Raw genomic sequence first — 8,009 nt, 5'->3', positions numbered from 1 at the left:
TGCGCGGATGGGCGGTGAGCGTGGGTGCCTGATCCATCAGGCTCTTCGGGAAGTGCTTTTCGAAGATGTCGGCCGGTTCGACCACGTGGTCGTCGATGCTGATCATCACCATGTCGTCAATGTTCATGGGGCTCTACCTCTGTGCAGTCACGGGTGCGGCGAGTCCCTGTTCGTCGATCGTGAGCTGGAGCTCGGCAAGGGTCTCGTCGAGTCCGGCACCGAGGCGAGAGCCGGGCGTGAAGGTGGCGGGAAGCTGGCGCATGCCCTGAATGACCCCGATGGAGTCGTAGTGGACTGTGCCCTCCGGATCACACCGGAAGTCCGGCATGCGGTCGAGCACCGCCACCAGCATGCGCTTGAAGACGGTTCGGGCCAGGTTGGACCCGATACACCGGTGCACGCCCAGCCCGAAACTGAAGTGCCGATTGCCGGTACGTTCGAGGTCAATGCTGTTGGGATCGGTGAACAGTGCAGGGTCCCGGTTCGCCATAGCCCAGGAAAGCCAGACTCGTTCGCCCTCCTTGAACTGCACGTCACCGAGTTCGACGTCGGCGGAGAAGGTGCGGCCGTCACCGGCCGACGGGCAGAAGTAGCGCAAGAATTCCTCTGTGGCCGAATCGAGCAGCCGATCACGTTCGGTACTGAGGATTTCGCGCTGGTCGGGATTCTGGGACAGCCATTCGAGAGCGTGCGACGTCAGCGCGGTGGTGGTATCGAAGCCGCCGCCGATGAGCAGGCTGAGAACGCCGAGGAGTTCGAGGTCGTCCGGCTTTTCGCCGTTGACGGTGGCTCCGGCGATCGCATCGACCATGCCCGGGCGTGGATTCTCACGGATCTCATGGAGATTGGTGAGCAGATCCAGGCCCATGTTGCGGTGGAGTTCCGCTACCCGGGGCACGTCGGGCGAGTCCGGCGGTGTGTACATGGCGGCATGGACGGGCTCGCAGTACACGGTCCATTTCGCCACCGGGATACCCAGCATCGCCAGGGTGATCACCGCGGGGACGATGTTCACCAGGTCGTCGATGAAGTCGATCTTGCCCGTCTCGATCTTCTCGTCGATGCATGCGCGGATCACCTCGTCGATGAGGGGAATCCACTTCTTGATGGCGGCGGGGGACAGGTACGGATTGAGGACCGCGCGGAATTCGCGATGTTCGGGATCGTCCATTTCCAGGATTCCGCCCCGGACGCCGGATGCCCTGGCCGCCGTAGGGATCATGATGCCCTTGTAACCGCGGCGAACACCTTTGATGTCGTGATCGTTGGAGATGTCGGCCGAGCGCGCGAGGGCGAACACTTCGTCGCTGCCGGCTGCAACCCAGTGGCCACCGTGGGTGTCGGACCACGCCATCGGGCACTTGGAGTGCATTTCCTCGGTGATGTTCAGAAAATTGTCGCGGTAGTCCGGTGCATGTCTGTCGAACTGGAATACGGGTTGTCTGTGGCTGTTGTCGGCGACAGCGTCGTCGATGCTCATGGCCCTTGCCCTCTCGTACGTGTGGAGTGAACGACGTTCCTGGACAGGATCTTTCAGGAGATGGAGATCGCCTGCTCGGGACAAGTGCGGGCTGCTTCGCGGGCCCTCTCCCCGAGACCGGCGGGAACATCGCCGTCGACGGCTGTCGCGTGACCGTCGATCTCGCTCAGCTCGAACAGGTCCGGGGCGGCCATGGCGCACAAGGTGTGTCCTTGGCAGCGCTGTGAGTCAACTTCGACCTTCATTCGTCCTCCGTCTTCATGAAGTCGGATCTCGCATCGGGGTGTGTAATCTGTGAAGTAAGAATCATCTTCCGGGTTGCGAGAACCTTAATCTCAGGAGGGTGCTTCCGCAAGGCTCGACTTGTCCCGACGAATGGAGACCACGCGCATGGAACTTTCCTCGGCACGGCACGCATTCATCACCGGTGGAGCCGGCGGGATCGGGTTGGGCATCGCCGATGCGCTGGCCGGTTACGGCATCTCGGTCACCGTCGCGGATATCGACCAGGACTCGCTGGATTCGGTCGTTGCGGCCCGGCCGCCCGAATTTCGGGGAGTGGCATTGGACGTACGTGACCGCACGGCGTGGGCAGCGGCCAAGAAGCACGCCGAAGAGGCTTTCGGGCCCGTGGACATCCTCGTCAACAATGCGGGAATCGGTTTCAACGGCCGCGATGTCGTCGACATGGACCCGGAGACATTCGACTTGATCGTCGCGATCGATCTGACCGGTGTCTTCAACGGCGTGTCGGCCTTCGGCGCGGATATGCGCGCCCGCGGTGGTGGTCATATCGTCAACACGGCTTCCGTCATGGGATTGACCGCGGGCGCGCCGGGCCGCGGCGCCTACAGCGCGGCGAAGAGCGCCGTCATCGCGCTGTCGGAGGCCCTACGCGCCGAAATGGCGCCGCACGGCGTCGGAGTGTCCGTACTGTGCCCGGGTTTGGTGAAGTCGAATCTCGATGCGAACACCACCCGTCTGGGCGGGCAGGTCGAGGATGTCCCCCACATCAAGGGGGCCGGCAACGTCGGAATGGAACCCGCCACGGCGGGCGAGCATGTCGTCCGGGGGATATCCCGGAATCTCCCGTACATCATCACGCATCCGCACTATCTCGATCATGTCGAGCGGCGGATGGATGCCATCCGCGATGGCATGAGCGCCGAGCCGATCCTGCCGTAACCACCATCGAGGTATCAGAAGTATCAGAACTATCAGGGGACGGGACATCCGGCCCGACCGTCACGAAGGAGTGCAGCAATGAGAGCACTGCAGCAATGAGAGCATGGCAATTCGAAGGAACCGGCAAGTCGATCGCCCTGAACGAGGTCCCGGAGCCGGCGCCGGGACCCGGTGAAGTCGTCATCGACGTCCGGGCCGCCGGCCTGTGCCACAGCGACCTCATGTACATGGAGGTCGGCGAGTCGACCATGCCTTTCCTGCCCATGACCCAGGGACACGAGAATGCCGGCGTCATCAGCGAACTGGGGCAGGGCGTCGAAGGATGGCGCATCGGAGACGTCGTCGGCGTCTGCACCTCCGGTGTCCGTCCGCCGGCCGGAATGTTCACCCCCGGCGGGTTCGCCGACCGGCTCGTCGCCGACGCCCGGGATCTCGCTCGCGTGCCGGAGGGACTCGACCTGGCCCTGGCAGCACTCGCGACCGACGCGGGCATGACCTCGTACCACGCGATCATCAAGGTGGGGCGCGCCTCGGCCGGGATGAAGGTCGGTGTTATCGGCTACGGCGGGCTCGGTCAAATCGGCACTCGCGCAGCCGTACTCGCGGGCGCCGAGGTACACGTAGCCGAAACCAAGGAATCCGTATGGGATCTCGCCCGGACCGCCGGCGTCACCGGTCTCGTGCGGGACGCCTCCGAGTGGGCCGGTCAGGGATTCGACCTCGTGGTCGACTACGCGGGCTTCGACACCACACAGAAGGCCATCGACGCGGTCGAGCGGGGCGGCATGATCGTTCAGGTCGGTCTGGGTTCACCGACGTTCACCGTCAGATCGTCGACGATCCTGGGCAAGACCCTGGTCGGGTCTCTGGGCGGAACGGTCCAGGACATCGAAGAGGTCTTCGACCTGCTGCTCGCACGCGAGATCGCACCGGCGTACACCGAGATCGCCTTCGACGAGATCGGGGAAGGTCTGGAACGCCTGCGCCGGGGCGAGGTCACCGGACGCCTGGTGGCACGCTTCGGCGATTAGGCAGGCGAAGGCGGGTGCGATCGCACCACGCACCGTGACGGCGGGGGTTCGGGTCATCTCTCGGTTGACCGGAACCCCCGCCGGCGCGGGATTCACTGCCGCTGCGGGATCAGCTCTTCCGATTGCTGAACGGTGCCGGTGATGCCCGCGGCGTTCTGTGTGGCGAGCAGAACCGCTGCCGCGCCCATGGTCTCGGGAGGCTCGACCATCTCCGGAGGAATCTCGCGGCCGTTGCCGCCCGCCGTCCACCCTTCGGTGAGGACGACCCGCGACGGCGCGAGGCAGTTCACCGCGATGTTGTCCGGTTTCAGGTCTGCTGCCAGCCCGGTGTACAGCCGTTCGACGGCGGCCTTGGACACCCAGTAGGCGTTCGAGCCGCGGTCGGTCATGGTGACCCCCGTCGTGGTCACCGCCACCATGGATCCGCCACCGCGCGCCCGTAGGTGCGGGATCGCGGCCTTGGTCACGTTGAACACGCCGGTCGAATTGACGTCCAGGCACAGTTGCCAGCGCCTGAGCGGCGTCGATTCGATCGGTCCCATCCAGAGCACGCCCGCGTTCGCAACGAGGATGTCGACGCCACCGAATTCGGCGACGGTCGTCTCCATCGCGGCGGCGACCGACGCTTCGTCCGTGACGTCGCAGTGAACCGGCATCGCCCGGCCACCGGACGTGGTGATCCGCTCGGCCACCGAGTGGATGGTGCCGGGCAGTTTGCCCACCTCCTCGGACCGCGCGGCGACCGCGACCGAGGCGCCTGCACCGGCCAGCGCCACTGCGATCGCGGCGCCGATGCCCCGGCTCGCGCCCGCAACGAACGCGACCCTGCCCTCGAGCACGCCGCCCTCGCGCGAGGTCATTTCGGCGGGAACCGGAGTGCGCCGTCGAGGCGGATCACCTCACCGTTGAGGTAGTCGTTCTCCACGATCGAGGCGACGAGCGTCGCGTACTCGACCGGCCGGCCCATGCGCTTGGGATGCGGGACCTGCGGGCCCCAGTACGCCTCGAGCTGGTCGCCGGCCTTGCCGTAAGCCGGAGTGAGGATGGTGCCCGGCGCGATCGTGTTCACGCGGATGCCCAGTGGTGAGAGATCGCGGGCGGCGACGAGCGTCATACCGATCACGCCGCCCTTGGCTGCCGAATAGGGGAGCTGGCCGATCTGGCCTTCGTAGCCCGCGATCGACGCGGTGTTGACGATGACGCCGCGGCTGCCCTCGTCGTCGAACGGGTCCTGCTTCGCGATTGCCGCGGCGGAGAGCCGCATGACGTTGAAGGTGGACGTCAGGTACGACTCGATGGTCTTGGTGAAGGCTTCGAGCGGCATCGGGCTGCCGTCCTTGCCGACGAGTCGGCCGCCGCCGGCCGGCCCGCCGTGGCAGTCCACCGAGATCCGCAGTGGTCCGAGCGACTCGGCCTCGCTGATCGCCGCCGAGACCGACTCCTCGCTGCCGGCGTCGGTCCGCACATAGCGCACGCCGAGTTCGGCCTCGAGTTCCTTGCCCTTCTCATCGTTGACATCGGCGACAACGACCTTGGCTCCGGCCTCGTGGAGGCGGCGAACCGTGGCCTGTCCGAGGCCTCCGGTGCCGCCTACGACGATCGCGGAACAGCCAGTGATCTGCATATTGATTCCCCTTCTTGCAACTTATGCTCTCGTCTTGCGAGAATAATGTTCTCATGAACCTCAGCATGATTCTAGAAATGGCCGCAAACAACGGCGAGCGGGCGGTTGCGACCGTCGGCGATCGGTCCCTTACGGCCGCACGCCTCGACACGTGCGCCCGCCGCGCCGCCCTGAAATTCAGGGACTATCCGGCGGTGCTCTACGTGGGGACGAACCACCTCGCGTACCCGGTGGCACTGTTCGGCGCCGCCCTGGCCGGTGTCCCGTTCGTGCCGCTCAACTATCGGCTCGGCGCTCACGGCGCTGAAGGATCGGCACCCCGGGGCGCTGATCCTCGAGCAGGCCGACCTCGATGCGCTCGTCGACGAGGCCGAGGGCACCGAGGCAGGCGCCGGTGTGGCCGACCTGGAACCACTGTCGGACCTGGAACCACTGTCGGACCTGGAACCACAGTGGGACGGCGATGCGGTCGCGGTGATCATCTACACCAGTGGCACGACGTCCGACCCGAAGCCGGCGATCCTGCGGCATCGGCACCTGCTCGCCTACGTGCTCAACACGATGGAGTTCGCGTCGGCCTCGGAGACCGACGCGACGCTGGTATCGGTGCCGCCGTACCACATTGCGGGGCTCACCAACCTGCTGTCGAACCTGTACACCGGGCGCCGGGTGGTCTACCTCGCGGCATTCGATCCGAAGGTGTGGCTCGAGACGGTGCGGCGCGACGCGGTCACCCACGTCATGCTGGTGCCCACCATGCTCGCGCGCATCGTCACCGAACTCGGTGGCGACGAGGCGCGCACCCCGAGCCTGCAGTCGCTCGCCTACGGCGGATCCCGCACGCCCCGGCCGGTGCTCGAGCGGGCGCTGCGCGCGTTCCCCGACACGGGCTTCGTCAACGCCTACGGCCTCACCGAAACCGCGTCGTCCATTGCGGTGCTCGGACCCGAAGATCACCGGATCGCCTTCGAGTCCGATAACCCGGCGGTGCGCGAGCGCCTCGGTTCGGTGGGACGCCCCCTGCCCGGCATCGAAATCGAGATCCGTTCCGCCATCGATGAGCCCGTGGCCGCCGGCGAATCGGGACTGATCTACGTGCGCGGGGAGCAGATCTCCGGCGAATACGGTGGCCGTAGCGTCCTCGACGACGAAGGCTGGTTCTCCACACGCGATCTCGGTCATCTCGACGCCGACGGATATCTGTTCGTCGAGGGCCGCTCGGACGACACGATCATTCGCGGCGGCGAGAACATCGCGCCGGCCGAGATCGAGGACGTCCTGCTCGCCCACCCCGCGATCGTCGAAGCCGCCGTGATCGGTGTCGCCGACGCCGAATGGGGACAGCGCATCGTCGCGGTGCTCGTCGGCGACGCGGACCCCGACGAGGTCAAGCAGTGGGTCAAGGAACGACTGCGTTCGTCCAAGACCCCCGACGCCATCGTGTTCCGGCACGAACTTCCGAAGACCGAAACAGGAAAACTACTGCGCCGCAACCTACTCGCCGAACTGGAGAACACCAATGCCTGAAGCAGTCATCGTATCCGCCCTGCGGACCCCCATCGGGACCGCGGGCAAGGGCACGCTCCGCGACACCAACGCCTTCGACCTGGCCCACCACGTGGTCGCCGCGGCCGCCGAAGGGCACGACGCGTCCCTGATCGACGACGTGATCCTCGGCGAAGGCCTCTATGGTGGCGGTGTCATCGCGCGGCACGCGGCCATCACGGCCGGGCTGACCACCGTTCCCGGTCTGGCCCACAACCGGCACTGCGCCGCGAGCCTGGCGTCGGTCCAGACCGCGGCGGCGAGCGTCATGGCGGGCATGGACAGGTTCGTGATCGCCGGCGGCGTCAACTCCGCATCCACCTCGCCGCGCGCGCTCACCCGGCAGGGCGACGAGTGGGTGCCGTGGATGTCGCCCACCCACCCCGACCGCCCGGACGCACCGAATCGCGACATGTCGATCACCGTGGGCTGGAATGCCGCGGTGAAGGCGGGTGTGTCCCGCGAGGAGATGGACGCGTGGGCGCTGCGGTCGCACCGTGTCGCGGTCGAGGCCATCGACGCGGGCCGGTTCGTGGACGAGATCCGCCCCATCGACACCCCGCACGGGTTGTTCTCCGTCGACGAGCATCCGCGCCGCGACACCAGCCTCGAGAAGCTGGCTTCGCTGAAGGTGCTGCATCCGGAGATCGACGGATTCAGCATCACCGCGGGCAACGCGTGTGGAGCAAACGACGGCGCCGCCGCGCTCACCATCGCCAGCAGTGAGCTCGGCCTGCCCGCATTGGGCACGGTGAAGGCGTGGGCGTCGGTCGGTATCGATCCGGCCTTCACCGGTCTCGCGCCGGTGGATGCGATCAACAAGGCACTCGGTCGCGCCGGCATGTCCGTCTCCGACGTCGACCTCTTCGAGATCAACGAGGCGTTCGCCGCCCAGTGCGTGGCCGCGGTCAAACTCCTCGACCTCGACCCCGACCGCGTCAACGTCAGTGGAAGCGGCTGCTCGCTCGGGCATCCGGTCGCCGCGACCGGCGCCCGCATGCTCGTCACCCTCGTGCACGAACTGCGCCGCCGCGGTGGCGGTATCGGTGTCGCGGCCATGTGTGCCGGTGGCGGTATGGGGTCGGCGACGGTCATCGAGGTTCCGGCGCCGTGAATTATGTAGTGGGTGGCGATAGCCCTGTCT

7 protein-coding genes and 1 pseudogene are annotated in these 8,009 nt (G+C 66.5%); 4 read left to right on the top strand and 4 right to left on the bottom strand.

The genetic code is table 11. From position 1 onward, the window contains the following. Positions 1–133 precede the first annotated feature (133 nt). Together Q8814_RS12465 and Q8814_RS12460 are read right to left on the bottom strand one after the other, a co-directional pair. Positions 134–1,480, bottom strand: a complete 1,347-nt coding sequence (locus Q8814_RS12465; protein ID WP_330152336.1) for a cytochrome P450 — start codon at positions 1,478–1,480, stop codon at positions 134–136. Between the two features lie 53 nt (positions 1,481–1,533). Further along, a complete protein-coding gene (locus Q8814_RS12460; protein ID WP_330152335.1) occupies positions 1,534–1,725 on the bottom strand; it encodes a ferredoxin in 192 nt (63 codons plus the stop codon). A 145-nt stretch (positions 1,726–1,870) separates the two neighbouring features. On the opposite strand from Q8814_RS12460, the gene Q8814_RS12455 reads away from it, so the two are divergent. Next, complete coding sequence (locus Q8814_RS12455; protein ID WP_330152334.1) at positions 1,871–2,665, top strand: SDR family oxidoreductase; 795 nt, start codon at positions 1,871–1,873, stop codon at positions 2,663–2,665. 95 nt (positions 2,666–2,760) lie between these two features. Then, positions 2,761–3,696 (top strand): zinc-binding dehydrogenase, encoded by a 936-nt coding sequence (locus Q8814_RS12450; RefSeq protein ID WP_330152333.1) that lies wholly within the window; start codon positions 2,761–2,763, stop codon positions 3,694–3,696. Between the two features lie 92 nt (positions 3,697–3,788). On the opposite strand, the gene Q8814_RS12445 is transcribed toward Q8814_RS12450, so the two are convergent. Together Q8814_RS12445 and Q8814_RS12440 are read right to left on the bottom strand one after the other, a co-directional pair. After that, positions 3,789–4,556 carry an SDR family NAD(P)-dependent oxidoreductase gene (locus Q8814_RS12445; RefSeq protein WP_330152332.1) on the bottom strand — a complete coding sequence of 256 codons (768 nt, stop codon included), beginning with the start codon at positions 4,554–4,556 and terminating at the stop codon, positions 3,789–3,791. Further along, positions 4,553–5,320, bottom strand: a complete 768-nt coding sequence (locus Q8814_RS12440) for an SDR family NAD(P)-dependent oxidoreductase (RefSeq protein ID WP_330152331.1) — start codon at positions 5,318–5,320, stop codon at positions 4,553–4,555. The genes Q8814_RS12445 and Q8814_RS12440 overlap by 4 nt, the downstream gene beginning before the upstream one ends. Positions 5,321–5,373: 53 nt before the next feature. On the opposite strand from Q8814_RS12440, the pseudogene Q8814_RS12435 reads away from it, so the two are divergent. Together Q8814_RS12435 and Q8814_RS12430 are read left to right on the top strand one after the other, a co-directional pair. Continuing rightward, positions 5,374–6,847 (top strand): annotated as a pseudogene (locus Q8814_RS12435) (class I adenylate-forming enzyme family protein). Next, positions 6,840–7,979: a thiolase family protein gene (locus Q8814_RS12430; protein ID WP_330152330.1), complete on the top strand. Its 1,140-nt coding sequence runs from the start codon at positions 6,840–6,842 to the stop codon at positions 7,977–7,979. The pseudogene Q8814_RS12435 and the gene Q8814_RS12430 overlap by 8 nt, the downstream one beginning before the upstream one ends. Positions 7,980–8,009: the final 30 nt, after the last annotated feature.

It is taken from the genome of Rhodococcus chondri (assembly GCF_036327435.1).
Taxonomy (GTDB): Bacteria; Actinomycetota; Actinomycetes; order Mycobacteriales; family Mycobacteriaceae; genus Rhodococcus; species Rhodococcus chondri.
The sequence above is the reverse complement of the archived record's forward strand: the minus strand, read 5'-3'. Positions and strand labels throughout refer to the sequence as shown.

Coding starts and splice junctions, on each gene's coding strand:
- Q8814_RS12460 (WP_330152335.1), bottom strand. CDS start 1,725: ATGAAGGTCGAAGTTGACTCACAGCGCTGCCAAGGACACACCTTGTGC.
- Q8814_RS12450 (WP_330152333.1), top strand. CDS start 2,761: ATGAGAGCATGGCAATTCGAAGGAACCGGCAAGTCGATCGCCCTGAAC.
- Q8814_RS12445 (WP_330152332.1), bottom strand. CDS start 4,556: ATGACCTCGCGCGAGGGCGGCGTGCTCGAGGGCAGGGTCGCGTTCGTT.
- Q8814_RS12430 (WP_330152330.1), top strand. CDS start 6,840: ATGCCTGAAGCAGTCATCGTATCCGCCCTGCGGACCCCCATCGGGACC.
- Q8814_RS12465 (WP_330152336.1), bottom strand. CDS start 1,480: ATGAGCATCGACGACGCTGTCGCCGACAACAGCCACAGACAACCCGTA.
- Q8814_RS12440 (WP_330152331.1), bottom strand. CDS start 5,320: ATGCAGATCACTGGCTGTTCCGCGATCGTCGTAGGCGGCACCGGAGGC.
- Q8814_RS12455 (WP_330152334.1), top strand. CDS start 1,871: ATGGAACTTTCCTCGGCACGGCACGCATTCATCACCGGTGGAGCCGGC.